Here is a 23,879-nt window from a genome sequence, read left to right as displayed (position 1 = left end):
GTGCAGGCCTTGGCACCTCCCTGCTGGGCCGCCGCGCGACCCTGGCGGAAACCCACGGGCTGAGTACGCTCAATGCTCGCCTGCGCGAAGAAACGGCCCTCCAGCACCGGCTATGGGAAGGACTCGCTCCTCAGCGCAGAGAGACCGAGGAGAGTTCCTCGGCGCAGGTCATGGAGACCCCGGCCGATCAAGCCGAAGAAGTCGAGATCCTGCACTGACAGCTGCCTTGGCAGCCCCCTCACGGCAGGCCGACGCAGATCGACTGATAGACGCGCTCGACGGACAAGTCATTGAGACAGTTGGTATGACCCAACGGGCAAACCCGTTCGAAGCATGGCGAGCAGGAGAGCCCCAGGTAGTGAATGGACGCCTGTTCGGTGAGGGGCGGCGTATAGGCAGGAGACGACGATCCATACAGCGCCTGAATACGTACCCCAACCGCTGCCGCTACGTGCATCAGGCCAGAATCATTGGTCACTACCTGGCAGCAATCGGCCAGCAGATCGACGGCGTCGGCCAGCTGGGTTTTCCCGCACAGATTGTGCGCATGCGACAACCCCTTCACGATCGCCTGCCCTGCCTCATGGTCCTTTGCTCCGCCCAGCACGCGCACCTCGAAACCGTCCTGGGTGAGCTTCGCCGCCAACTGGTGAAAGTAGGCCAGCGGCCACTGCTTGGCCGGCCCATACTCAGCGCCTGGCATCATGCCGATTGCTGGGCGGGAAGAGAGCGCGAGGCTCAACCGCAGATTCACCAGGTTGTCACGGTCAATGGTGAGCCTGGGCTTGGGAATGGCAAACTGGCCAGTTTGCGCCTCTGAAACGGGTAGTCCCAGCGAGACAAAGCGCTTGACGGTCTGATCCAGCACCTGTTTATCCAGCTTGCGGCGCTCTTTCAGCAGCCCGTAGCGATGCTCCCCCAGGAACCCTACCCGCTCAGGGATCCGTGCCATGAAAGGCACCAGCGCCGCCTTCCAGGAACGTGGCAATACAATGGCGCGGTCAAAGCGGCCCCGCAACCGAGCGGCCAGCTCCCGCCGACTCGCCAGGCCAAATTCACCATGGCCGACCTCCAGTGGCAATACCTCATCGACTTCGGGCATGCGCTCGAGAATCGGCTGCGACCAGGCCGGGGCCACCACGCCCAGCGTGGCCCCCGGGGTACGCGCCTTCAAGGTCATGAACAGGCTTTGCGCCATGACCATATCGCCGACCCAGGAGGGGCCGACCACCAGAAGCCGCTTGGCAGAGTCAGCCATTCAGCCACTCCAGATAAGCCTTGACCCCCTGAGCCACCGTCTTGAACTCGACATCACATCCCGCTGCTCGCAGGTGGCCGATGTCCGCACGGGTATAGCTCTGGTAGCGCCCCTTCAGCTCCTGGGGGAACGGAATATAGTCGATTTCGCCCTGACCATAGAAATCGATCACCGCTTCACCAATCGCCTTGAAAGGTTCGGCACGGCCCGTACCCAGGTTGAAGATGCCCGACGCGCTGGGGTTGTCCAGGAACCAGAGGTTCACGTCGACCACATCGCCGACGTAGACAAAGTCGCGACTCTGCATGCCCGCCTCATAGCCGCCGTAGGCACCGAACAGTTTCAGCGTTTCGCCGTTACGGATCTGGAGATGGTTGTGGTATGCCACGCTCGCCATCTTGCCCTTGTGTTGCTCTCGAGGGCCGTAGACGTTGAAGTAGCGGAAACCTACTACCTGGGTAGTCAGCTCGTTCCAGCGCGAACGCACGTGCTGATCGAACAGCAGCTTGGAGTAGCCATAGACGTTGAGCGGTTTCTCGTGCTCAGGGGCTTCCTTGAACACGTCGCTACCGCCGTAGGTGGCCGCTGACGAGGCGTACAGAAACGGAATGCCCAGCTTCTCGCAGTAGTTGAGCAGCACCTTGGAGTACTCGAAGTTGTTCTCCATCATGTAGTGGCCGTCCCACTCCGTGGTATCCGAGCAGGCACCCTCATGGAAAATCGCATCGATGGTCGGCAGGTCCACCGTTTCACCGCGCAGCGCGGCTTTCACCCGGGCAATGAAATCATCCTTGTCCAGGTAGTCGGCGAGCGTGCAGTCCGCCAGGTTGACGAATTTGGTGCCATCGCGCAGGTCGTCGACCACCATCACATCGTCACGGCCACGAGCATTTAGCGCTTTGACAATATTGGCGCCGATAAACCCGGCGCCGCCTGTTACCACGATCATCTCGTTCTCCTTATCAAAAGCGGCTGTTTTGCTAACGTGCCTATAACCCATCTGCCTGTAATTGTATACTTGACGGCTTATGAATTCATGGCCAACGGTGCTTTCCGCGATGAGTGTCTCGACAAACCAATCGACACCCGATGTGTCGACCTTTCAAGGCTTGATCCTTGCTCTGCAACAGTACTGGGCAGAACAGGGCTGTGTGATTCTCCAGCCCCTCGATATGGAAGTCGGCGCGGGCACCTTCCACCCCGCCACCTTCCTGCGGGCGATTGGCCCCGAAACCTGGAACGCTGCCTATGTGCAGCCTTCCCGCCGCCCCACCGACGGCCGCTACGGCGAAAATCCCAATCGCCTGCAGCACTACTACCAGTTTCAGGTGGTGATGAAGCCCTCCCCCAGCAATCTTCAGGACCTGTACCTGGGGTCATTGAAGCGCCTGGGCCTCGACCCTCTGGTTCACGACGTTCGCTTCGTGGAAGACAACTGGGAATCCCCCACGCTCGGGGCCTGGGGCCTAGGCTGGGAAGTATGGCTAAACGGCATGGAAGTCACCCAGTTCACCTACTTCCAGCAGGCGGGCGGCATCGAATGCTACCCCGTTACCGGCGAGCTGACCTACGGCCTCGAGCGTATTGCCATGTACCTGCAAAACGTCGATAGCGTTTACGATCTGGTCTGGGCCATTGCGCCGGACGGCAGCAAGGTCAGCTACGGCGATGTTTACCTGCAAAACGAGCGGGAGCAGTCCGCCTACAACTTCGAGCACGCCGACGTCGACCAGCTCTTTGCTGCCTTCGACCATCAGGAGAAAGAGTGCAGCAAACTGCTGGCCGCCAGTCTGCCGCTACCCGCCTACGAGCAAGTGCTCAAGGCGTCGCACACCTTCAACCTGTTGGATGCGCGCCATGCCATTTCGGTCACCGAACGTCAACGCTTCATCCTGCGCGTGCGCACCATGGCCCGTGACGTGGCGACCGCCTACTTCGAATCACGCAAAGCAGCAGGGTTCCCCATGGCGCCCGAAGCCCTGCGCCGCGAACTGCTAGCCGACCAGGGAGACGCATAATGGCCGCTGATACGCTTTTACTGGAACTGGGTGCCGAGGAGCTGCCGCCTACCGCCCTGGAGGCGCTCTCTGATGCGTTTGCTGCGGGTATTGAAAAAGGTCTGCAGGAAGCAGAAGTTCCGTTTCAGTCCGTCACTGCCTATGCAACACCGCGTCGCCTGGCCGTCCAGGTATCGGGGTTGGCCGACAAGCAGCCGGATCGTGAAGTGGAGCGCCGCGGTCCCGCGCTGGCTGCCGCGTTCAAGGATGGCGTGCCCACCAAGGCCGCCGAAGGCTTTGCGCGGTCCTGTGGCGTCAGCGTGGATGAGCTGATTCACCTGGAAACCGATAAAGGCACCTGGCTGGGCTTCCAGGAGCAGCAGCAAGGTGAGCGTGTCCAGGCGCTACTGCCAGAGATGATTCGCAAGACGCTTCAATCGCTGCCGGTGCCCAAGAACATGCGCTGGGGCGCGTCTCGAGTGGAGTTCTCCCGCCCAGTACACTGGCTGGTCGCCCTGTATGGCAAGCAAGTGATTGCCGCAGAAGCACTAGGCCTGCAGGCCAGCCGCACCACCTACGGTCATCGCTTCCACGCCCCGGATGCGATCCAGCTCGAACACGCCGACGATTATCTGGCAGCACTGGAAAACGCCTACGTGCTGGCCGACCGTCAGCAGCGCCGCGAGCGTATTCGTGAACAGGTGCTGGCCGAGGCAGAAGTTCAGGAAGCCAACGCGGTCATCGATGAAGACCTGCTGGTCGAGGTCAGCGGTTTGGTCGAGTGGCCCGTGGCATTGACCGGCAGCTTCGATGAGCGCTTTTTGGATGTGCCCGCCGAGTGCCTGATCTCCTCCATGAAGGCTAACCAGAAATACTTCCACCTGCTGGATGACCACGGCAAGCTCAAGCCGCTGTTCATCACCATTTCCAACATCGAAAGCCAGGACCCTGATCAGGTCATTGCCGGCAATGAGAAGGTCATCCGTCCTCGCCTCGCGGATGCTGCGTTCTTCTACGATACCGACCGCAAAAAAACGCTGGCATCGCGCATTCCTCAGCTGGAAAGCGTCGTGTTTCAGCAGCAGCTCGGCACGCTGGCAGACAAGGCACGCCGCAGCACGGCCATTGCTACCTTCATCGCCGAGCGCATCCAGGGGGATGTCGCCCACGCTCAGCGTGCCGTGGCACTGGCCAAATGCGACCTGGTCACTGAGATGGTACTCGAGTTCCCCGAGCTGCAAGGCATCATGGGCCGCTACTACGCCGAGCAGGATGGCGAGCCTGCCGAAGTAGCCCAGGCACTGGAAGAGCAGTACCTGCCGCGCTTTGCCAGCGACGCCATCCCCGCCAGCCTGACTGGCCAGGCACTGGCCCTGGCAGACCGCCTGGATACGCTGGTGGGCATCTTCGGCATCGGCCAGCGCCCCACGGGCGCCAAGGACCCCTTTGCCCTGCGCCGCGCGTCCATTGGTGTGCTGAATATCCTGGTAAAAGGCGAGCTGAACCTCGACTTGCGTGAACTGCTGCAGGTCGCCGTCGACCAGCACCAGCAACTGCCCAAAGCCGAAGGACTGGTAGAGGAAGTGCTGACCTACATGCTCGACCGCTTCCGCGCCTGGGGGCAGGACGAAGGCATTACCGCCGAGATGTACTTGGCCGTGCGTGCGCGTCCCGTCAGCAAGCCGCTGGATTTTGCGCGTCGGTTACGTGCCGTCAAAGCCTTTGCCCAGCGTGAGGAAGCCACCGCTCTGGCGGCTGCCAACAAGCGTGTCTCCAATATCCTGAGTAAGCAGGCGCACGATGGCAGCACACAAGTCGATACCACACTGCTTCAGGAGAGCCCCGAGCAGACACTGGCGGAGGCCGTCATCCACTGTCAGCAGCAGGTAGCTCCGCTATTTGCCGCCGGTGAGTACCAGCAGGCTTTGGACACACTGGCAACGCTGCGTGAGCCGGTCGATACGTTCTTCGATCAGGTCATGGTCATGGCCGATGACGAGGCCGTGCGTCGCAACCGCCTTGCTCTGCTCGCCAGCCTGCAGGCGCTTTTCCTCGAAGTCGCGGATATTTCTCAGCTACCCCAGTAAGCCTCTCCTTGTAAACGCATGCAACCCGGCCCTGGTGGCCGGGTTTTTGCTGAATGTTTTCAATGAAGCTTTTGTTTCACGTGAAACATCAAGATAAAATTAATGAAACATTTCAATTGCCGCTGCGTCTGACATACCGGGCGGCCATGCACTTACGCTGTCAAGGGAGTTGGCCATGTACGATATGTTTCTTTTCGACACCTTGCCTCAGCAGCAGTCCAACATGGCATCCTATGAGCTGGCAGGGCGAAAGGTCTGGCTGAAAAAAGCCGCCAAACGTAACTCACGGCTGGCTTACCTGCCGCTGACCTTGATGGCACGGTGGCTGAACATCGAAGCACTCAAGCCGGTGCCCAACCTGGGCGGCCAGGAGAGCGTGGCGCTGGAAGCCAGCCGTATTAAAGCGCTGTCTGCCGCAGGCATCGCCGTACCGACTATTCTGGCAGAAACCCCCGATGCCCTGTTGCTGGCCGATGCGGGCAGTGAGGATGAGCCCGCAGCCACGCTGCTGGAGAAATTGACCCAGGCGCAAACACCAGGCGAAATCGACCAATTGTTAAACCTTGGTATTTCAGCGCTCAATGATGTGCATGAGCGCAGCTGCTATCTTAGCGAGGCCTTTGCACGCAACATACTGGTCAACAAGGATGGGGTCGTGTTCATCGATTTCGAAACGGACCCAGGCCAGGTACACGAACTCACCGACTGCATGGTGCGTGACTGGCACTGTTTCATCTTTTCTCTCTATGGCAAGCTGAGCAAACGACCACTTCATCGTGAACGCCTGACCGCAGCCCTGATGGACGGCCTGCAGGCCACCCGCGACGATGTACGCGAACGCTTTCTGGCGACCTTGCCGCGCCTGCAGCGTCTCCAGAAAATTCCTTTCCAGCGCTTTGGCAGCGATGGCAAAAAGATTGCCCATACCCTGCATGCCCTGGCGCTACTGAATCAGCACCTACGCAGCAAATAGGACTTTCATGCCCTCGACGACTTCTCTGATGCCAGACCGGCTCGTGATTCTTGACCGAGATGGCGTCATCAATCACGACTCGGATGACTACATCAAGTCCCTGGCGGAGTGGGTGCCCTACCCTGCCTCCATTACGGCCATTGCTCGGCTTTCACAGGCTGGCTTTACGGTGGCGGTAGCCACCAACCAATCAGGCATTGCACGGGGCTATTACGATGAAGCCACCCTGTCAGCCATGCACCATCACATGAGCACCTTGGTAGAAGCCGAAGGTGGCCAGATTGCGCACATCGCATATTGCCCCCATGGGCCGCAAGATGACTGCACCTGCCGAAAACCGTTGCCCGGCCTACTGACGCAAATACAGCAGGCACTTGGCCTGGATCACCTAGGGGGTAGCTGGATGGTAGGTGACAGCCTGCGAGATCTGCAGGCCGGAGAGGCGGTAGGTTGCCAAAGTGTGCTGGTAAAGACAGGCAAAGGTGAGAGAACGCTAGCCAAAAGTGTGGGCCTGGAACACACGCTGGTCGTCAATGACCTTGCTGAATTCGTTGACCAGTTGTTAGCCGGTGCACTGGATACTCACCCACGGCGTGGCTGAATGTGAGTTAAGCGCCAAATCTGATCACATTCCTGTCTCTTATAACAGTCTCATACAAAAAAGCCGCAGAGGGCGATGCCCACTGCGGCTTTTTTTATTCAATGTTTCACGTGAAACATCTTTCATTAACGACCGCTAGCTGATGGAGTACAGCGCTATACGTCGAGATTCGCCACCAGAGCGTTGGTTTCGATAAAGTCACGGCGTGGCTCTACTTCATCGCCCATTAAGGTGTTGAACATCATATCGGCGGCAACCGCATCTTCAATGGTCACGCGCAGCATGCGGCGACTATCGGGGTCCATGGTGGTTTCCCAGAGCTGATCCGGGTTCATTTCCCCCAGCCCTTTATAGCGCTGCACTGACAGGCCACGCTGGCCTTCCTGCATCAACCAGGCCAGCACATCAGAGAAGTGGCTAACCGGCTTCTGACGCTCGCCACGGGCAATGTAGGCGCCCTCTTCCAACAGCCCGTTAAGCGTTTGCCCAAGTCCTGAAATCGCGCGATAGTCCGCACTCTCGAAGAAATCCAGCCCCCACACATAATCGGTCGTCACGCCATGAGCAATCAGTGACACTGCGGGAAGGTGCAGGCCACGCTCGGTGTCTTCCTGGAGATGGAACTGATAACGCGGGCCACCCTCATAAGCCACTTTGTCATCCATGGCTTTCTGAAGCTCACCAATCCAATTTTCCATGGTGATGCGATCTTTCAGGCTAGCTTCCCCTTGCAGTGCAGTGGCATGTACTGCCTGCTTCAATACCTCTATGGGGTAGACCCGTGCCAGGCGATCAATCCGCTTCATGACATTGCGATACTGATTCACCAGGGCCTCGAGCTGCGAGCCTGCGATGCCCGGTGCATCGGCATTCACATGGAGCCCTGCGCCATCCAGTGCCGTCGTGGTCAGGTAGTCCACCATGGCCTGCTCGTCTTTCAGGTAGAGCTCCTGCTTGCCACGTTTGATCTTGTACAACGGTGGCTGCGCGATGAAGATATGGCCCCGCTCGATCAGCTCGGGCATCTGGCGGAAGAAGAACGTCAGCAGCAGCGTACGGATATGTGAACCGTCCACGTCGGCATCCGTCATGATGATGACCGAGTGATAGCGCAGCTTGTCGGGGTTGAACTCTTCGCGGCCGATACCGCATCCCAATGCCGTGATCAGCGTGCCTACCTCGGCGGAAGAGAGCATCTTGTCGAAGCGTGCCTTCTCGACGTTTAGAATCTTGCCCTTCAATGGCAGGATGGCCTGGGTACGACGGTCACGACCCTGCTTGGCACTGCCGCCGGCCGAGTCACCCTCCACCAGGTAAAGTTCTGACTGGCTGGGGTCTTTCTCCTGACAATCAGCCAGCTTGCCGGGCAAGCCAGCAATGTCCAGAGCCCCCTTACGACGCGTCATGTCACGAGCTTTTCGGGCGGCTTCACGGGCTCGCGCCGCGTCGATCATCTTGTTGACGATCGACTTGGCTTCATTGGGCTTTTCGATCAGGTAGTCTGCGAACAGACGCCCCATCTCCTGCTCTACCGCCGTTTTCACTTCGGAAGAAACCAGCTTGTCCTTCGTCTGCGAGGAGAACTTGGGGTCCGGTACCTTCACCGAAATGATGGCCGTCAAACCTTCACGAGCATCATCACCGGAGGTATTGACCTTCGATTTCTTGAGCAGATTTTCAGCTTCGATGTAATGATTCAGCGTTCGCGTGAGGGCTGCCCGAAATCCTGCCAGGTGGGTGCCACCGTCTCGCTGGGGAATGTTGTTGGTGTAGCAGAAGATGTTTTCTGTAAACGCATCGCTCCACTGCATGGCCACTTCGACTTCCACTCCGTCTTCGCGCTCCGCATTGAAGTGGAAAACCGGATTGAGAATGGTCTTGCTCTTGTTGAGGTGATCAACAAAGGCTTTCAAGCCACCCTCATAGTGGAAGAGCTCTTCCTTACCACTGCGCTCATCCATCAGGCGGATTGCAACGCCGGAATTCAGGAAGGAGAGTTCACGTAGCCGCTTGGCCAGAATATCGTAGTGAAACTCGATATTGGCGAACGTGGCAGGAGACGGACGAAAATGTACGCGAGTGCCGCTTTTTTCAGTTTTGCCCACGACACCAAGCGGAGCCTGCGGCACGCCGTGGTGATAGATCTGCTCGAATACTTCGCCTTGCCGCCAGATGGTGAGACGCAGCTCTTCTGAAAGCGCGTTGACCACCGAGACACCTACCCCGTGCAGACCGCCTGACACCTTGTAGGAGTTGTCATCGAACTTGCCGCCTGCGTGCAGCACGGTCATGATGACCTCGGCTGCCGAAACGCCTTCGCCTTCATGCAGTTCAGTCGGAATACCGCGGCCGTTATCACTTACGGTGATCGATTCATCCGGGTGGATGACGACGCGAATTTCACTGCAGTGGCCTGCCAGAGCTTCATCGATGGAGTTATCCACCAGCTCGAAAACCATGTGGTGCAGCCCGGTGCCATCGTCGGTATCACCGATGTACATACCTGGACGCTTGCGCACTGCGTCCAGTCCTTTGAGCACCTTGATGCTTGATGAATCGTAAGCCTGCTCGCTCATTGACCACTCCGTCGTGAAGTCTGTCTCGTTCCGTGTCGTTTAGCCTTCCGGCTCCAGTTGACTCCATCCAGCCGGTATATGTTTCACGTGAAACATTTTAATATCCGTGCCGGGTTGCCAACTATTCCTTAGAGCCGTGGCTTCAACGCTGGTAATAAAGGCCTGACACTGCATTTCTTCCAGTAAATGGCAAAATTGATGGCGGTGCCTGTCATCCAGCTCCGCAGGTAAATCATCAATCAGATAGATACAGTGCCGCTGTGTAGTGCTTTCCAGAAGCCGCCCCTGGGCTAGCTTCAGCGCACTGACGACCAACTTCTGCTGGCCTCTGGAAAGCACCTCAACGGCGGGCTGCTTGTTCAGTCGAATACGCAGGTCAGCCCTCTGGGGGCCCTGCTGGGTAAACCCCATCTGCTGATCCGTCTCGCGGCTATCCCTCAGCACTTCCGCCAGAGAGCGCTGCTTGTCCCAACCCCGGGCATAGCGCAGCGTCAAACCGGGTAGTGGCAGCAATTTATGCAGCGTTTCTTCGAACATGGGCAAGAACTGGCTAAACCACTCAAGGCGAAGCCGATCCATCTCTTCGCCCCACTGTGCAAGCTCTTGCTCCCAAACAACCAGCTCATTAGCTACCATTCTACCACGCCTGAGTAGGGCATTCCGATGTTTCACTGCGCGGCGCGTTCTTCGCCAGGCATCCAGGAAATGATGTTTCACGTGAAACACTCCCCAGTCGAGAAACTCTCTGCGCCCGGCAGGAGAGCCCTCCAGCAGCCTGAAGGCATCGGGATTGATGAGCTGTAGGGGCATCGCCTCCACGAGCTCGGCCAAGCGCACCCCCTTCTCCCCTCTCAAGCGCAGCTCCAGCTCGCGCTGAGTGCGTAATCGCCTGACCCCCAGGGTAACCTCAGGGTCGCCTGCCAAACGGCCATGCAGGGCCATATACGGGGCATCCGTCTGGATGGCATGTTTGAGCTGACGGGTTCGAAAGGAACGCCCCATACCCAGCACATGAATACCTTCCAGAAGGCTGGTCTTGCCACTGCCATTATCGCCGTGCAGCACATTGATGCGCGGCGATGGCTGCAAGGTGGTAGGGGCCAGATTACGCAGGCCGTGGAAAGTAAGCTCCTTGATGCTCATGCGTCGATGTCACTCTTCAAGACCATTGATTGCCGTCCAGCACACGTGAAAACGGCGCTTCTGAAGCCAGAAGCGCCGTCATAGATAACGTCCTGCTGCCGTTTACAGACGCATGGGCATAACGACGTACAACGCATCACCGCCACCTGGCTCTTCCAGCAGCGCACTGCTGTTGGGGTCAGCCAGCGTCATCTGGACGCGATCCTCGTCCAATACGGAAAGCACATCTACCAGATAGCCAACGTTGAAGCCGACCTCCATGGCGCTGCCATTGTATTCGACGGCAACGTTCTCCTCGGCTTCTTCCTGTTCCGGGTTGTTGGCCATCACCTTGAGGTTGCCCTCTTCCAGATAGAGACGTACGCCACGGTACTTCTCGTTGGAGAGGATGGCGGTCCGCGACAGCACCTGGCGCAACTCCGCGCGCTCGGCAATCAGCACCTTGTCACCATTGCGCGGCACGACACGCTCGTAGTCCGGGAATTTGCCGTCAATCAGCTTGGACGTGAACGTAAAATCACCCGTGTGGGCACGCACATGGGTCGCGCCCAACGTCAGGCTTACTGGCTCGTCACTGTCGTCAAGCAAGCGAGACAACTCCAGAATACCCTTGCGCGGCACGATCAGTTTCTGCGCCTGGCTGACGGCCACTTCTACCGGGCGTGAGCACATGGCCAGCCGATGCCCATCGGTGGCCACCGTGCGCAGCAGGTTGCTCTGAATCTCCAGCAGCATGCCATTCAGGTAGTAGCGCACGTCCTGCTGGGCCATGGCGAAGGATGTCGACTCGATCAGGTGCTTCAACGTACCACGCGGTACGCTGAGCTCCTGGCTGCCGTCGGCATCCTCGATGTTGGGAAACTCGGCAACCGGAAGTGTAGAAAGTGTAAAGCGTGAACGGCCACTACGTAATACGGCCCGCCCGTCCTCCACAGCCAGTTGAATATCCGACTGATCCGGCAATGACTTGCAGATATCCATCAGCTTGCGCGCAGGTACCGTTGCCGCGCCTGGCTGGTCCACCTGACTGGCCACAGTACGCCCTACCAGCTCGACTTCCAGGTCGGTACCGGTCAGCGCTACCTGGTCGCCTTCGACCTGGATCAAGACGTTCGACAGCACAGGCAGCGTTTGGCGCCGTTCTACGACCCCCGCCACCAGAGTCAGCGGGCGAAGCAGCGCCTCTCGGGAAATGGTAAATTTCATCGAAACTCCGGTTTTCTATCCTGAAAGGCCCACCGCAGCAGGCCGACATAATGGGTTAACTGGTCAGCAGGCGCAGGAGGTTCTTGTAGTCCTCGCGAATATCTGCACTCTCTTCCTGCAACGCCTTCACTTTACGACAAGCGTGCAATACCGTCGTATGGTCGCGCCCACCAAAGGCATCACCAATTTCCGGCAGGCTGTGATTGGTCAACTCCTTGGCCAGCGCCATGGCCACCTGCCGTGGACGCGCCACCGAACGAGAGCGTCGCTTGGAGAGCAGGTCCGCCACCTTGATCTTGTAATACTCAGCCACCGTGCGCTGAATATTATCCACCCCCACCTGCTTGTCTTGAAGCGCCAACAGGTCCTTCAACGACTCACGGATGAAGTCCTGGGTGATCGGCTTGCCCATGAAGTGGGAGTCGGCAATGACCTTTTTGAGCGCCCCTTCCAGCTCGCGCACGTTGGAACGTATTTTCTGAGCGATGAAGAAGGCTGCATCATGCGGTAACTCGACCTTGGCCTGGTCGGCTTTCTTCATCAGGATCGCGACCCGCGTCTCCAGCTCAGGCGGCTCGATGGCCACCGTCAAGCCCCAACCGAACCGCGACTTCAGACGCTCTTCGACGCCACTGATCTCTTTGGGGTAGCGATCCGAGGTCAGGATCATCTGCTGGCCACCTTCCAACAAGGCGTTGAAGGTATGGAAAAACTCCTCCTGGGAGCGCTCCTTGCCAGCAAAGAATTGAATATCATCGATCAACAAGGCATCGACACTGCGATAAAAACGCTTGAAGTCATTGATGGCGTTGAGCTGAAGCGCCTTCACCATATCCGCCACGAAGCGCTCGGAGTGCAGATACACCACTCGGGCGTTTTCCCGCCTACCTGCCAAGGCATTGCCCACGGCATGCATCAAGTGGGTTTTACCCAGGCCTACACCCCCGTAGAGGAACAGCGGGTTATAGGCCCCACCCGGATTTTCGGATACCTGCCGAGAGGCCGCACGCGCCAACTGGTTCGATTTACCTTCCACGAATGTATCAAAGGTGAAGTTGGGATTCAGGCCGCTGCTGTGCTTCAGGCTACCTTCTACCTGTACCTGGCGCTCGTTGCCGCGTCGGCCAGCGCCCGGCTCTTCGCGCAACTGCTCGATCTCACGCTCATCGCCCACTTCACCGCGGGGCGGAGTATGGACGGCGGGAGCAGGTGCCTGGGCAGGCGATGCGGAGACGGGATTACCCAGCTCTCTAGGCTGTGGCGCAGCTGCCGAGGTGCGACGACTACCCACGGTAAGGCTGACCTTGGGAGGTTTGGAAGGGGCAAGCTCGCGCATCAGTTCACTGATTCGCTTGGCATATTTATCGCTCACCCAATCGCGCACGAAGCGGTTCGGCGCCAACAAGCGAAGCTCGTTGGACTCTCCTTCTTCTGCCTGCAGCGGACGTATCCAGGTATTGAACTGTTGCGAATTCAGTTCGTCCTGCAGGTAGTCCAGGCACTGTTGCCAAAGCGCGAGTGACACTCATCTCACCATCGATTGAAAACGGCCGACCATTGTAGCGCCCAACGAAACGGTTATCCACATGCACTCGGGGCTCTTTTTCCCCTGTGGACAAATGTCCATGAGGGCTTAGGAAAAGCAGCGGACGGCATGGGTACAAAACCGCATACTGCTTAGTTGTGCTGCGTTAATCACACATAAATCACAGCTTTTACGCCACTTTACAGCCAGTTACCCACAGATTTTTTATCATTTTAAGAGTTTGATAAAAATAGAGATAAATGAGTTATCCACAATTAGTATCCCCACTATTAATAACAACAGGTTTAAGTAAACCCATTAGTAATAGTAGTGTCATCGACGTTCGTCAGACTGACGGGGCATCGCGGGTCGCCATTGCCCTTTTCACGCTTTTCATGCAAGGAAAAATTGCACCGAGGCCAGGAAGTCTCTACAATTTCCGGTCTTGAATTGAAACTCCCCGGCTGGTTCCTCACTGGACCGGGTCATCTGGAATTCAATTTCCGTCCTAAACCACGTGGGAATAACGAGTTATGAAACGCACTTTTCAACCCAGCGTTCTCAAGCGCAAGCGCGCGCATGGCTTCCGTGCTCGTATGGCAACCAAGAACGGCCGTGCCGTCATCGCACGCCGCCGTGCCAAAGGCCGCAAGCGTCTGAGCGCCTGATCTCGGATTGCGTGTGTCGCCTCAAGGCTTTCCCCGGTGCTTGCGATTGCTGAACGCTGGGGATTTCAGTCACGTGTTCGAACAAGCCGACTTGAAAGTCCATGGCAAGGGCATGATGGCGCTAGCGCGCTTGAACAGCCTGGGACATCCCCGCATTGGTCTGATAGTCAGCAAGAAAAATGTGAAGCTTGCTGTGGATCGTAACCGCTTCAAGCGCCTGGTTAGAGAATCCGTTCGCCTTCGTCAGGATCGCTTGCCCGCTGTGGATATCGTGATCATGGCCAAGCGAGGCGTTCAGGAGATCGATAACGAGACGCTGACTCGCCAATTGCATGGCATGTGGAAACGGCTTCAGCGCGAGGCTCCGGCGGTATCGACATCTCCGCCATCACATGGCCTGACACGTGACACTTGACGACACACCTCGCCGCTCGACCTCGGCCTGCCGCTTGGCAGGCTTTCGTGTGTCATGGGCCGAGCAAATGACACTGCGCCATTAGCATGTTCACCACCCATCGGGCAGAACCCTCATGGACGTAAAACGACTTTTATTACTGATTCCACTGGCAGTGCTTGCCTACCTACTGGTTGTACAGTGGAATCAGGATTACGGGCAGACCAGCTACGACTCCACTCCCGAAATGACCCAGACAAGCAATGGGGCACCTGCGAGTGAAGGCGGCAGCGACGATCTTTCCGTTCCCAGTACTTCCGCACCTCAGGCCGCCATCGATGAAGGCATGAGCGACTCGCCAAGTTCGACCGCCAGTCGTGACTTCATCGCCGTCACTACCGATGTGCTGGACGTACGCATCGACCCCTTTGGTGGGGATATCGTGTATGCCGCTCTGCCACAGCACAAGCTGACGCTGGACTCTGAACGCAACTACGTGTTGCTGTCGGATAACGCCACGCGCAGCTACGTAGCACGCTCTGGCCTGCAGCTGGATGGCCAGTCAAGCCGCATCACGTTTACGCCTGAAAACACCGAATACCGCCTGGGCAACGACGAGCAAGAGCTCACCGTCGACCTGACGGCAGAGGTCAACGGCGTTGACGTGATCAAGCGTCTGACCTTCGAGCGCGGCAGCTATGCGGTCAATGTCAGCTATTACCTGGCCAACAACACTGATGAACCTGTCAGTGCCCGTTTCATTGGCCAACTGGCTCGCGATAACAGCCCGGACCCCTCCAGTGGCGTCGCCATGGGCATGAGCTCTTATCTGGGGGCTGCCTACTCGTCACCCGATACCCGCTACGAAAAAGTCGATTTCGATGATATCCAGCGCGGTCGGTTCGAGAACCGTGAGGCCCAGGGTGGCTGGGTAGCCATCATTCAGCACTATTTCGTCTCTGCCTGGGCACCTGCTCAGAATCAGCAGAACCTGTATTACGCGACCACCGACTCCAGCAACCGCAACGTTGCCGCCTTTGCAGGGCCGGTGACCAGCGTGGCCGCCGAAGGCGAAGCCACTCTGGGAGCTACCCTCTACATGGGGCCCAAGGTCCAGGAGTACCTGGAGCAGGTGGCACCAAATCTGCGTCTGACCGTGGACTATGGCTGGCTGTGGTTCATTGCCAACCCGCTGTTCTGGCTGCTCGACAAGATTCATGACGTAGTCGGCAACTGGGGCTGGTCCATCGTTCTGCTGACCGTGCTGGTCAAGCTCGCGCTATTCCCGCTTTCAGCCAAGGCCTACAAGTCCATGGCTCGGATGCGCAAGCTCGGGCCGGAGATGCAGCGTCTCAAAGAGCTTTATGGCGATGACCGCCAGAAAATGTCTCAAGAGATGATGAAGTTCTACCAGAAAGAGAAGATCAACCCGCTGGGTGGCTGCTTGCCGATCCTCATCCAGATGCCGGTCTTCATCGCGCTGTACTGGATGCTGCTGGAATCCGTTGAACTTCGCCATGCGCCGTTCATGCTGTGGATCCAGGATCTGTCGGTGAAAGATCCGTACTTCATTCTGCCCATCCTGATGGGTGTATCGATGTACGTTCAGCAGCTGCTCAACCCGACGCCTCCGGATCCCATGCAGGCCAAGATCATGAAGATGCTGCCCATTATCTTCACGTTCTTCTTCCTGTGGTTCCCGGCGGGTCTGGTCATCTACTGGGTGGTGAACAACATCATCTCGGTAGCCCAGCAGTACGTGATTACCCGCAATATCGAGAAAGACCCCAATGTGGGCAAAGGGATGCGCACCAAGTAGCCTCTCATCCCGTTCTTCACCAGACCCCCGCTAAAGCGGGGGTCTGGCGTTTCAGGCCTGCCCTTTTCTTCCGCTGCATACACGATACACTTTCTTTTTTGATCTCCAGGACGCGTTATGGCTGAACGACTCTATACCCAAGACACGATTACCGCCCTGGCCACCCCTCCGGGACGCGGCGGCGTTGGCATCATCCGCGTATCTGGCCCGGAAAGCCGCCATATCGCTCAGGCCATACTAGGGCAATGCCCTCCCCCGCGTCATGCCTATTACGGCCCCTTCAGTGGTGCTCAAGGCATTATCGATGAAGGGATTGCACTGCTGTTTGCCGGGCCTAACTCCTTTACCGGGGAGGACGTGCTGGAGCTGCAGGGACACGGCGGCCCCGTGATCATGGATATGCTGCTGGAGCGCTGCCTCGCCCTGGGGGCACGCCTGGCTCGGCCAGGCGAGTTCTCCGAACGCGCGTTCTTGAATGATAAGCTGGACCTGGCCCAGGCCGAGGCGATTGCCGATCTGATCGATGCCAGCTCACGCTCGGCTGCCGAAAATGCCCTGCGCTCGCTGCAAGGCGAGTTTTCACAGCGCGTTTCTGCACTGGTTCAGCAGTTGATCGAGCTGCGTGTCTATGTAGAGGCCGCCATCGACTTCCCCGAAGAAGAGATCGACTTTCTTGCCGATGGCCACGTGGCAACGCATCTTGAGCAGGTGCAGCAGGCACTGGTGCGTGTGCGCCAGGCCGCAGGCCAAGGCGCCTTGCTGCGTGAAGGCATGAGCGTGGTGATTGCAGGGCGCCCCAATGCGGGCAAGTCCAGCCTGCTCAATGCGCTGACCGAGCAGGATACGGCCATCGTCACGGACATTGCGGGCACTACCCGTGACGTGCTGCGCGAGCACATCCACCTAGACGGCATGCCACTGCATATTATCGATACGGCTGGCCTGCGCGATACGCCGGACGCGGTAGAAAAAATTGGCGTTGCCCGGGCCTGGGAAGAGATCGAGAAAGCCGACCGCGTACTGCTGCTGGTCGATGCCTCGCTTACTCAGGCAACGGACCCCATGACCATCTGGCCCGAATTCGTGGCCCGCCTGCCGGACCAGCAGCGATTGACCCTGGTACGCAACAAGATCGACAGCAGCGCCGAAGCGCCAGGGCTCGAAGCATCTGAGTTACCCACAGGCACTCCCATCGTCAGGCTCTCGGCCAAAACGGGGGCAGGTGTGGATAACTTGAAAGCCCATTTGAAAGAGGTGATGGGCTTTTCCGCCACTACCGAAGGTCGTTTCTCGGCACGCCGCCGCCATCTGGATGCCTTGGACCGTGCCATGGCCGCATTGGAAGCAGGGCGAGCTCAGCTGGAAGGCTACGGTGCAGGAGAGCTGCTGGCCGAAGATCTGCGCGATGCCCAGCAGGCACTGGGAGAGATTACCGGGGAGTTCAGCGCCGACGACCTGCTTGGAGAGATCTTTGGCAGCTTCTGTATCGGCAAGTAATTCGAGCAACATAATTAGGCCAGAGCGTCGACACCAACGCTGGGGCAGATACGCCGCCTAAGCCAAATCACGGTAGCCAAAAACACTTGACCACTACACACTGGAGACCAGTGTGATGAAGGTATTTAAAGTCTGATGCGGAGAGACAAGAATGATACATCCTCCTTTTATTAAGCGCATCGTCTTGCGCAACTACAAGAGCATCGGCTACAGCGATGTATGTTTGCGCCCGCTAACTTATCTGGTTGGGCACAATGGTGCAGGCAAAAGTAATTTCATGGATGCTCTGCATTTCGTACGCGACGCGCTGTTCAATTCGCTGGATAGTGCCTTGAATGAGCGCGGCGGCATCAACGAAGTGCGCCGACGTAGCGGTGGTCATCCCACACATTTCGCACTTCGTATCGAGTTTGTCATGCACGGTGGCCAAGCCGCTCACTATGGCTTCGTCATAGGAGCGTTGAAGAATGGCGGTTACGAGGTTCAAAGAGAAGAGTGTGTTATCGCAGGTATTGGCAAAGGCCCATTCTTCCGAATCGACAAAGGCAAATTACGTGACAGCAGCGAAGCGACCTTTCCGTCTGTCACTGCGGATAGGCTAGCATTGGTAGCCGCTTCAGGGCTAACGGCTTTCCGCCCGGTATTCGATGCCTTGACTGCGATGGGGTTCTATAACCTCAACCCCAAGCTGATGCGCGAATTACAGAAGCCGCAAGATGGCCGACTGTTGCGGCCGTCTGGGGAGAACATCGCCAGCGTGATCGGTCATTTGGAAAAAGTAGCACCTACCCAGATGGCGCTGATCCAGGAGTATTTGCACTCCGTGGCACCGATGGTGCATGGCGTGGAACGCAAGCCTATTGGGCCAATGGAAACATTGGAGTTTCGCCAGGATATGGCGGGCTCCAAGCACCCCTGGCGCTTCCTTGCTCAAAATATGTCCGATGGCACCTTGCGTGCCTTGGGTGTTCTGGCCGCGTTATTACAGGGTAATGTGGATTATTCACCAACTTTGATCGGCATTGAGGAACCTGAAACTGCACTTCATCCTGCAGCGAGCGCTGCGCTGCGTGAGGCGTTGGTGCGTGCGTCCAAAACTACGCAAATCCTGGTAACCAGCCACAGCCCGGACCTGCTGGATGACCGTAACATCGACGAAGATGCCGTGCTGGCCGTAGTATCAGAGGCAGGGGAAACCAAGGTTGCGCCGCTAGATGAAGGATCGCGCCAAATGATGCGGGATCACCTGTTCTCGGCAGGAGAACTGCTGCGCATGAACCAACTGGCACCTGATCGCATGAGCATAGATCAACAGAACAAGGCTGCCTCTGGTGACCTTTTCAGTGAGACAGAATCCTCATGATCCAAATAGCCAGCATTGTAGAAGGCCATGGCGAGGTGGCCGCACTACCTGTGCTACTGCGCCGCTTGAACGAGTGGCGCCCCGGACATTGCTATGCGCAGGCGCTACCGCCCATTCGCGTGCATCGAGACCGCTTCCTCAATCGAGAAGACGAGTTTCGCAAGCAACTGCTGTTAGCAGCCGCCAAGTGTGGTGAGCAGGGGTGGATTTTGGTGGTGCTGGACGCCGATGACGATTGTCCAGTCGAACTGGCGGCTGACATCTATCAGCGCGCAAGGCAGCATGTGCCGCACCGACGCTTGTCGGTAGTGTTGCCAAAGCGAGAATACGAAGCCTGGTTCATTGCCGCAGCACGATCGCTCGACGGGTGCAGGGGATTTCGTTGTCCAGATGAACTTCCAGCCGACGCAGAGACACCACGAGACGCAAAAGGCTGGTTACGCCAGAATATGGGAAGCCAAACCTATAGCGAAGTACTAGATCAGCCTGCTTTCACCGCTTACTTCGATCTGCAACAGGCACTTGATAACAGCCGATCATTCCGCAAGTTGTGCAAAGAGTGGCAAGCCAACGTCGTCGATATGAACGTGGATTGAAGCATGAAATTTCGTATCGCTGCCCCAGCTTAACTCGCCTAACCGGCTACCCGGCTCGAACTGACGACCAGTGGCACGCCAATATTGTCGAAAGTGACGAGCAAAGGAGCACATCCTTCCTACAATCGGATGTGCAACGCCGCTCGCAGTCATGTCCGATTTGGACAACTTGGCATGAGTCCCTTTGATACCTGTGGATCCCTACTCCGGGACCAACCAGGACGATCGGAAGCGGCTGTGAATACTTAGCTTTGGCGTTACCTGAGCCATGGCATTGATCAGACGCTCATCCAGCCCCCAGGGGGGGTTGATGACCAGCATGCCGCTTCCATACATGCCGCGGGCACCCGCTTCAGGGGCGCGCAGTAGCAATTCGCTTTGCCAGATCTTGCGAATTCCGCTGTCACGCAGGCCTGCCAGCAGCGTTTGATGATGTTCGGCAGGTAATAACGGATACCAGATCATCACCACGGCATGCCTGGCCTTCTCGAGCACGTAGGTCGTGCTCTCCACCACTTCGTGATACTCGACCTTGCGCTCGTAGCTGGGATCCATCAACACACACACCCTGGGGGTCGATGCCGGTACCTGGTGGCGCAGGCCTGCCAGCCCATCGCCGAAGATACGCGTCGCCCGTTTGGGCAGCGACTGGCTGGCGAGATGTTCGTGCTCACCGGGGTGCAATTCGAACAGGGTCAGCCGATCCTCCGAGCGCAGACGTTGTGCGACCCACCAAGGGGAACCCGGATAGCAGGAGAGCGTATTGGCATCTGGCTGAGCAGTGACCACGGCCTCGAGCCAGGCACTGAGAAGCGGATCGTCCAACTGCTGGCGATGTTGCCAAAGCGGTAAAACGCCCTCACGGTACTCCAGCAGCCGCTGTGTCTCTTCGGTAGCCAGTGGATAGAAGCCTCTGCCCGCATGGGTATCCACATATGTAATTGCTGATTTTTTACGTAACAGATGGTCAATGACGGCATAGAGCGTCAGATGCTTCTGAACATCGGCGAAGTTACCGGCATGGTAGGCGTGTTGGTATGACAGCATGAGGATGCCTATATAAACAGAACGCCCGCTATGGGAGCATAGCGGGCGTTCTAGAGCAATACAGGGTTTTTTTGCGGCTTATTGACCGTTGCCTGTCGGGGTCAGCGTGATTTCTACACGACGGTTTTGCGCCCGCCCCTGCTCGGAATCGTTGCTGGCAACGGGCCGGGTAGCACCGTAGCCCAAGGTGTTCAGGCGCATGGAGGAAACGCCATTCTGGCTCAGGTAACGCCCTACCGATTCGGCACGGCGCTCGGAAAGCCGCTGGTTATAATCCGCGTTACCTGTGCTATCGGTGTGGCCAGCAATATTGACGCGGGTATCCGTGTACTGGGTCAACACATTGGCCACTTCATTGAGTGCACTGCGTGCGTCGCTGGTCAGCTCAGCAGAGTCGAAACCGAAGGTGACGCTGCTGGGCATGTTCAGCACGATGTCATCGCCACGACGGTCGATCTCGATACGTGATCCCTGCAGGTTTTCACGCAGCTGCTGCTCCTGGCGGTCCATGTAGGCCCCCACCCCAGCACCGGCAGCGGCGCCAACGGCTGCGCCGATCAAGGCCCGATCACGACGGCTGGTACTTCCATCACCAGACAAGGCACCGGCAGCGGCACCAATGGCAGCCCCCACGCCCGTGCCTACGGCAGTGCTGGAGCGTTGTGTTTGGCCGCCATAAGGGTCGGTGGTGGCACAGCCCGCCACCAGAATAGCCGCCGCCAACGGGGTCAGTAGTCGGAACATACGCATCACTTACTCCTTTTTACGATTAGGTTCTGCCCTTGTGATCACTGTTCACTCATCGCTGATCAGTGCCAGCAATTCGTTCAAGAATAATAGACCTTGAGGAGAAGCACGCAGCTTTTCAGGCATTTCCACCAAAAGTCCTTTTTTGTGAGCACTTTGTAAACGGTCGAGTAACCGTTCCACAGGCTGCCCAGTATGCGCTTGCCACACCTGCAGGCTTACTCCTTCCGTCAACCGCAGCGCATTCATGGCAAATTCCAGCGGCAGCTCATCAACATCGATCAACTGCAGGCCTGCCACAAAACCACGTGGATCGTTGAGACGTCTTAAATAAGACTGAGGTTGGCGGGTTTTCCAACGGCGTTCGATTTGCCATTGGCCATTCCTATCGATATGCGTCAGCTTGCCATGGGCACCCGCTCCAATGCCCAGATAATCGCCAAAACGCCAATAATTCAGGTTGTGCTGGCTTTGTAAGCCGGGGCGCGCATAGGCTGATATTTCATAACGCTGTAGCCCTGCCTGTTCAAGGCGCTCATGCCCCGCCTCCTGAATGTCCCACAGCGCTTCCTCTTCCGGTAACGGAGGTGGGTGTGAAAAAAAAGCCGTATTGGGTTCCAGGGTCAGCTGGTACCAGGAGAGATGTTCCGGCGACAGTGCCAAGGCCTGGTCGATGTCTTCCATGGCCTGTTCGGGCGTTTGCTGGGGAAGCCCATGCATCAAGTCGATGTTGATATTCTCGAAGCCCGCCGACCGGGCCTGCCCCACGGCCGTCAATGCCTCTTGCCCGCTGTGGATACGCCCAAGCGCTTGCAGTTGAGCGGGCCTGAAACTTTGCACGCCCAGTGATAGCCGGTTGATACCCGCCTCACGGTAACCGACGAAACGCTGCTGCTCTGTCGTGCCTGGGTTGGCTTCCAGGGTGATCTCGATGGTTGGTGCAAACGCCAAACGCTGCTGAATACCCTGAAACAACCGCTGATAGAAGTCCGGCGAGAGCAGGCTAGGCGTCCCGCCGCCAATGAAGATCGTTTGCAGAGGGCGTTCGGCTGCCAGAGGAAGATCGTGCTCCAGATCAGCCAATAGCGCAGCCAGGTACGCCTCTTCAGGGAGCCCCTGGGCGCCTGGCTCGTGAGAGTTGAAATCGCAATAAGGGCACTTGCGGACACACCACGGGGTGTGGATGTAAAGCGACAGGGGCGGCAGTGCCTCAGCCATGCGCCACCTTCAGGATATCCACGAGATCGTGCAGCGCACGCCCGCGGTGGCTCAATCGGTTCTTGGACTCTGACGCCAGCTCAGCCACGCTCATGCCTTGATCCGGTAACCAGAACAGAGGATCGTAACCAAACCCACCATCCCCACGGGGATGCGCCAGAATTTCACCTTCCCAGCTGCGCTGTACGATGACGGGGACAGGGTCTTCGGCATGACGCAAATAGACCAGCACACACCAGTAGCGGCCACTACGCTGGCCTTCCGCACAGTCGGCAAGCGCCGCCAGCAGTTTCTGATTGTTGCGTTCGTCACTCTTGGGCTCACCGGCATAGCGCGCCGAATAGATACCCGGGGCTCCTTGCAGTGCATCTACTTCCAGTCCCGAATCGTCTGCCAAGGCAGGTAACCCGCTCACCCGGCTGGCTTCACGGGCTTTTAACAGCGCGTTCTCTACAAAGGTCAGCCCGGTTTCTTCCACGTCTTGCACGCCAAACTCTGCCTGTGCTCTTACATCGAGCCCAAGCGGGGCAAGCAACTGATTGAACTCTTTAAGTTTTCCTGCGTTTCCACTGGCCAGGACAAGCGTCGTACCCGTCGACATATCGAAACCTCCAAACAGGGAGCCTCAGTTTACGCTTATCGGAAACGCAGCTAAAGCACACGAAATGTAACTATCAGAATTTTAATCATCACAACGCAATGACCATAAAACTGGCTATTTTATATATAAAAATCAAATACTTATTCATAAATATCAAAACAGCATAAAAATATTCAAATTACTTTACTCACTGCTTTAGTAACAATTCTTTTCGAAAAGCATCTTATAGACAACAATCATAAGGTCACCTGCTGACGCTCTCCTTTGAATGAGGCTTTCCCCATGTCCCAGCAAAAGACCCAAGGCTTGGTGTACATCGTCAGCGTACCGCCCTTGCCTTGGGTCGAGGAGCGGGAACGGTTGCTGCCCTTGACGGTGCCTTCCAACGTATCGCCTTCGAAGGTAAATTCTGCTGGAACCGTGCCACGGGTTTCAGGGTGTTCGACGGTGTCGCCGTCCTGGGTAATGCGCCACTCGGCGGTGAATAGCGTGCCGTATAGACGTGAAGCGTGCCAAGCCGATGATCGTTTCATGTTAGCTACCTCGGTAACCACAAGAGCCGC

At 57.5% G+C, this 23,879-nt stretch carries 21 protein-coding genes and 1 pseudogene; 11 read left to right on the top strand and 11 right to left on the bottom strand.

The genetic code is table 11. The annotated features are described in order from the left end of the window. Window positions 1-218 (top strand): annotated as a pseudogene (locus HSS18214_RS19205) (sulfatase-like hydrolase/transferase); the annotation flags it as partial. A gap of 20 nt (window positions 219-238) precedes the next feature. On the opposite strand, the gene waaF reads toward HSS18214_RS19205, so the two are convergent. Both waaF and rfaD read right to left on the bottom strand, forming a co-directional pair. Beyond that, window positions 239-1,258: a lipopolysaccharide heptosyltransferase II gene (gene waaF / locus HSS18214_RS0112420; RefSeq protein ID WP_016915617.1), complete on the bottom strand. Its 1,020-nt coding sequence runs from the start codon at window positions 1,256-1,258 to the stop codon at window positions 239-241. Beyond that, entirely contained in the window at window positions 1,251-2,207 is a 957-nt protein-coding gene (rfaD, locus tag HSS18214_RS0112415; protein WP_016915616.1) for an ADP-glyceromanno-heptose 6-epimerase, read from the bottom strand. Before rfaD ends, waaF begins: the two co-directional genes overlap by 8 nt. A 109-nt stretch (window positions 2,208-2,316) precedes the next feature. Between rfaD and glyQ the strand changes: the two genes are divergently transcribed. The 4 genes from glyQ to gmhB all read left to right on the top strand — a co-directional run bounded on the left by glyQ (window position 2,317) and on the right by gmhB (window position 6,916). Beyond that, complete coding sequence (gene glyQ / locus HSS18214_RS0112410) at window positions 2,317-3,276, top strand: glycine--tRNA ligase subunit alpha (RefSeq protein ID WP_026001915.1); 960 nt, start codon at window positions 2,317-2,319, stop codon at window positions 3,274-3,276. Beyond that, on the top strand, window positions 3,276-5,342 hold the full coding sequence (glyS, locus tag HSS18214_RS0112405; protein WP_016915614.1) for a glycine--tRNA ligase subunit beta: 2,067 nt from the start codon (window positions 3,276-3,278) through the stop codon (window positions 5,340-5,342). The genes glyQ and glyS overlap by 1 nt, the downstream gene beginning before the upstream one ends. 175 nt (window positions 5,343-5,517) lie before the next feature. After that, the gene (locus HSS18214_RS0112400) at window positions 5,518-6,315 is read left to right on the top strand and encodes a BUD32 family EKC/KEOPS complex subunit (protein WP_016915613.1); all 798 of its coding nucleotides are present in this window, start codon (window positions 5,518-5,520) and stop codon (window positions 6,313-6,315) included. Between the two features lie 7 nt (window positions 6,316-6,322). After that, window positions 6,323-6,916 carry a D-glycero-beta-D-manno-heptose 1,7-bisphosphate 7-phosphatase gene (gmhB, locus tag HSS18214_RS0112395; RefSeq protein ID WP_040461119.1) on the top strand — a complete coding sequence of 198 codons (594 nt, stop codon included), beginning with the start codon at window positions 6,323-6,325 and terminating at the stop codon, window positions 6,914-6,916. A gap of 155 nt (window positions 6,917-7,071) precedes the next feature. Here gmhB and gyrB read toward each other — a convergent pair whose 3' ends face one another. From gyrB to dnaA, 4 genes are all read right to left on the bottom strand, one after another. Then, window positions 7,072-9,492, bottom strand: coding sequence for a DNA topoisomerase (ATP-hydrolyzing) subunit B (gyrB, locus tag HSS18214_RS0112390; protein ID WP_016915611.1), 2,421 nt, complete (start codon window positions 9,490-9,492; stop codon window positions 7,072-7,074). Between the two features lie 39 nt (window positions 9,493-9,531). Next, window positions 9,532-10,635: a DNA replication/repair protein RecF gene (recF, locus tag HSS18214_RS0112385; protein WP_016915610.1), complete on the bottom strand. Its 1,104-nt coding sequence runs from the start codon at window positions 10,633-10,635 to the stop codon at window positions 9,532-9,534. Between the two features lie 102 nt (window positions 10,636-10,737). After that, window positions 10,738-11,841: a DNA polymerase III subunit beta gene (dnaN, locus tag HSS18214_RS0112380; protein ID WP_016915609.1), complete on the bottom strand. Its 1,104-nt coding sequence runs from the start codon at window positions 11,839-11,841 to the stop codon at window positions 10,738-10,740. A gap of 55 nt (window positions 11,842-11,896) precedes the next feature. Further along, window positions 11,897-13,366 (bottom strand): chromosomal replication initiator protein DnaA, encoded by a 1,470-nt coding sequence (dnaA, locus tag HSS18214_RS0112375; RefSeq protein WP_016915608.1) that lies wholly within the window; start codon window positions 13,364-13,366, stop codon window positions 11,897-11,899. Window positions 13,367-13,899: 533 nt separating this feature from the next. On the opposite strand from dnaA, the gene rpmH reads away from it, so the two are divergent. The 6 genes from rpmH to HSS18214_RS0112345 all read left to right on the top strand — a co-directional run bounded on the left by rpmH (window position 13,900) and on the right by HSS18214_RS0112345 (window position 19,703). Next, window positions 13,900-14,034, top strand: coding sequence for a 50S ribosomal protein L34 (gene rpmH, locus HSS18214_RS0112370; RefSeq protein ID WP_009723348.1), 135 nt, complete (start codon window positions 13,900-13,902; stop codon window positions 14,032-14,034). 13 nt (window positions 14,035-14,047) lie between these two features. After that, window positions 14,048-14,449, top strand: a complete 402-nt coding sequence (rnpA, locus tag HSS18214_RS18870) for a ribonuclease P protein component (RefSeq protein ID WP_139790135.1) — start codon at window positions 14,048-14,050, stop codon at window positions 14,447-14,449. Window positions 14,450-14,564: 115 nt separating this feature from the next. After that, window positions 14,565-16,247: a membrane protein insertase YidC gene (gene yidC, locus HSS18214_RS0112360; RefSeq protein ID WP_016915606.1), complete on the top strand. Its 1,683-nt coding sequence runs from the start codon at window positions 14,565-14,567 to the stop codon at window positions 16,245-16,247. A gap of 117 nt (window positions 16,248-16,364) precedes the next feature. Continuing rightward, window positions 16,365-17,744 (top strand): tRNA uridine-5-carboxymethylaminomethyl(34) synthesis GTPase MnmE, encoded by a 1,380-nt coding sequence (mnmE, locus tag HSS18214_RS0112355; RefSeq protein ID WP_016915605.1) that lies wholly within the window; start codon window positions 16,365-16,367, stop codon window positions 17,742-17,744. A 151-nt stretch (window positions 17,745-17,895) separates the two neighbouring features. After that, window positions 17,896-19,107, top strand: coding sequence for an AAA family ATPase (locus tag HSS18214_RS0112350; protein WP_016915604.1), 1,212 nt, complete (start codon window positions 17,896-17,898; stop codon window positions 19,105-19,107). Further along, the gene (locus HSS18214_RS0112345; protein WP_016915603.1) at window positions 19,104-19,703 is read left to right on the top strand and encodes a DUF4276 family protein; all 600 of its coding nucleotides are present in this window, start codon (window positions 19,104-19,106) and stop codon (window positions 19,701-19,703) included. Before HSS18214_RS0112350 ends, HSS18214_RS0112345 begins: the two co-directional genes overlap by 4 nt. Window positions 19,704-19,904: 201 nt before the next feature. Here the strand turns inward: HSS18214_RS0112345 and HSS18214_RS0112340 are convergent, their stop codons facing one another. The 5 genes from HSS18214_RS0112340 to HSS18214_RS18230 all read right to left on the bottom strand — a co-directional run bounded on the left by HSS18214_RS0112340 (window position 19,905) and on the right by HSS18214_RS18230 (window position 23,849). Then, window positions 19,905-20,750, bottom strand: coding sequence for a 23S rRNA (adenine(2030)-N(6))-methyltransferase RlmJ (locus HSS18214_RS0112340; protein WP_016915602.1), 846 nt, complete (start codon window positions 20,748-20,750; stop codon window positions 19,905-19,907). 78 nt (window positions 20,751-20,828) lie between these two features. Then, window positions 20,829-21,500 carry a YiaD family glycine zipper/OmpA-like lipoprotein gene (locus HSS18214_RS0112335; RefSeq protein ID WP_016915601.1) on the bottom strand — a complete coding sequence of 224 codons (672 nt, stop codon included), beginning with the start codon at window positions 21,498-21,500 and terminating at the stop codon, window positions 20,829-20,831. Window positions 21,501-21,545: 45 nt separating this feature from the next. Next, window positions 21,546-22,715, bottom strand: a complete 1,170-nt coding sequence (gene hemW / locus HSS18214_RS0112330; protein ID WP_016915600.1) for a radical SAM family heme chaperone HemW — start codon at window positions 22,713-22,715, stop codon at window positions 21,546-21,548. Further along, a complete protein-coding gene (rdgB, locus tag HSS18214_RS0112325) occupies window positions 22,708-23,316 on the bottom strand; it encodes an RdgB/HAM1 family non-canonical purine NTP pyrophosphatase (protein WP_026001914.1) in 609 nt (202 codons plus the stop codon). The genes hemW and rdgB overlap by 8 nt, the downstream gene beginning before the upstream one ends. Before the next feature lie 236 nt (window positions 23,317-23,552). Then, window positions 23,553-23,849 carry a hypothetical protein gene (locus HSS18214_RS18230; protein ID WP_016915598.1) on the bottom strand — a complete coding sequence of 99 codons (297 nt, stop codon included), beginning with the start codon at window positions 23,847-23,849 and terminating at the stop codon, window positions 23,553-23,555. Between the last annotated feature and the right edge of the window lie 30 nt (window positions 23,850-23,879).

Source organism: Vreelandella stevensii S18214 (assembly GCF_000275725.1).
Lineage (GTDB): Bacteria > Pseudomonadota > Gammaproteobacteria > Pseudomonadales > Halomonadaceae > Vreelandella > Vreelandella stevensii.
Note: the sequence above shows the minus strand (reverse complement) of the source record. Positions and strands in the feature narration are given on the sequence as shown.

Excerpts from the sequence above, each read along its gene's own strand:
- hemW (WP_016915600.1), bottom strand. The coding sequence starts at position 22,715 with ATGGCTGAGGCACTGCCGCCCCTGTCGCTTTACATCCACACCCCGTGG.
- HSS18214_RS0112400 (WP_016915613.1), top strand. The coding sequence starts at position 5,518 with ATGTACGATATGTTTCTTTTCGACACCTTGCCTCAGCAGCAGTCCAAC.
- glyQ (WP_026001915.1), top strand. The coding sequence starts at position 2,317 with ATGAGTGTCTCGACAAACCAATCGACACCCGATGTGTCGACCTTTCAA.
- HSS18214_RS18230 (WP_016915598.1), bottom strand. The coding sequence starts at position 23,849 with ATGAAACGATCATCGGCTTGGCACGCTTCACGTCTATACGGCACGCTA.
- yidC (WP_016915606.1), top strand. The coding sequence starts at position 14,565 with ATGGACGTAAAACGACTTTTATTACTGATTCCACTGGCAGTGCTTGCC.
- glyS (WP_016915614.1), top strand. The coding sequence starts at position 3,276 with ATGGCCGCTGATACGCTTTTACTGGAACTGGGTGCCGAGGAGCTGCCG.
- rfaD (WP_016915616.1), bottom strand. The coding sequence starts at position 2,207 with ATGATCGTGGTAACAGGCGGCGCCGGGTTTATCGGCGCCAATATTGTC.
- recF (WP_016915610.1), bottom strand. The coding sequence starts at position 10,635 with ATGAGCATCAAGGAGCTTACTTTCCACGGCCTGCGTAATCTGGCCCCT.
- gmhB (WP_040461119.1), top strand. The coding sequence starts at position 6,323 with ATGCCCTCGACGACTTCTCTGATGCCAGACCGGCTCGTGATTCTTGAC.
- HSS18214_RS0112335 (WP_016915601.1), bottom strand. The coding sequence starts at position 21,500 with ATGCGTATGTTCCGACTACTGACCCCGTTGGCGGCGGCTATTCTGGTG.
- rpmH (WP_009723348.1), top strand. The coding sequence starts at position 13,900 with ATGAAACGCACTTTTCAACCCAGCGTTCTCAAGCGCAAGCGCGCGCAT.
- gyrB (WP_016915611.1), bottom strand. The coding sequence starts at position 9,492 with ATGAGCGAGCAGGCTTACGATTCATCAAGCATCAAGGTGCTCAAAGGA.
- HSS18214_RS0112340 (WP_016915602.1), bottom strand. The coding sequence starts at position 20,750 with ATGCTGTCATACCAACACGCCTACCATGCCGGTAACTTCGCCGATGTT.
- rdgB (WP_026001914.1), bottom strand. The coding sequence starts at position 23,316 with ATGTCGACGGGTACGACGCTTGTCCTGGCCAGTGGAAACGCAGGAAAA.
- mnmE (WP_016915605.1), top strand. The coding sequence starts at position 16,365 with ATGGCTGAACGACTCTATACCCAAGACACGATTACCGCCCTGGCCACC.
- waaF (WP_016915617.1), bottom strand. The coding sequence starts at position 1,258 with ATGGCTGACTCTGCCAAGCGGCTTCTGGTGGTCGGCCCCTCCTGGGTC.
- HSS18214_RS0112345 (WP_016915603.1), top strand. The coding sequence starts at position 19,104 with ATGATCCAAATAGCCAGCATTGTAGAAGGCCATGGCGAGGTGGCCGCA.
- HSS18214_RS0112350 (WP_016915604.1), top strand. The coding sequence starts at position 17,896 with ATGATACATCCTCCTTTTATTAAGCGCATCGTCTTGCGCAACTACAAG.
- dnaN (WP_016915609.1), bottom strand. The coding sequence starts at position 11,841 with ATGAAATTTACCATTTCCCGAGAGGCGCTGCTTCGCCCGCTGACTCTG.